Consider the following 638-nt stretch of genomic DNA (forward strand, 5'->3'; position numbering starts at 1 on the left):
CAGGCGCAAAGTCACCGTGCCGCTGCCGCCACCTACCGCAACGTTGGGATTGGCGATGGCGTCGTCAGAGAAACTGGCCGTCAGCGTGCTGGGCGTTTTGCTCAGCACCGTCCACTTGAGCGTGCCACTCGCGCCGCTGCCGTTCAGGCTGAAGGTATTGCCGTTGGCGCTGAAGCACTGCGCCGCCGGGGCATTCCCCGCGCTGGCCGTCGGGTTCGGGTTCACCGTCACCGTTACGTCGCTGATGGCGGCGGTGCACACCGGGTTGGCACCGCTGGTCACCGTCAGGCGCAAAGTCACCGTGCCGCTTACCCCACCGGTCACGGTTACCGTCGGCTTGGCGATGGCGTCGTTGGAGAAGACCGCGCTTAACCCCGTTGAGGATTGGCTCAACACCGTCCACTTGAGCGAGCCGTTGGTGCCGCTGCCTTCCAGGCTGAAGGTGTTGCCAGTGGCGGCGGCGCTGAGGCACTGCGCCGCCGGGGCCGTGCCCGCGCTGGCCGTCGGGTTCGGGTTCACCGTCACCGTTACCTCGCTGGTGGCGGCGGTGCACACCGGGTTGGCACCGCTGGTCACCGTCAGGCGCAAAGTCACCGTGCCGCTGCCGCCACCTACCGCAACGTTGGGATTGGCGATGG

At 67.6% G+C, this 638-nt stretch carries 1 protein-coding gene; it reads right to left on the reverse strand.

Translation table 11 applies throughout. The annotated features are described in order from the left end of the window. On the reverse strand, positions 1–638 hold a 638-nt coding region (locus ABD819_RS21440; protein WP_345127720.1), incomplete at both ends, for a hypothetical protein.

Source organism: Hymenobacter antarcticus (assembly GCF_039539545.1).
Lineage (GTDB): Bacteria > Bacteroidota > Bacteroidia > Cytophagales > Hymenobacteraceae > Hymenobacter > Hymenobacter antarcticus.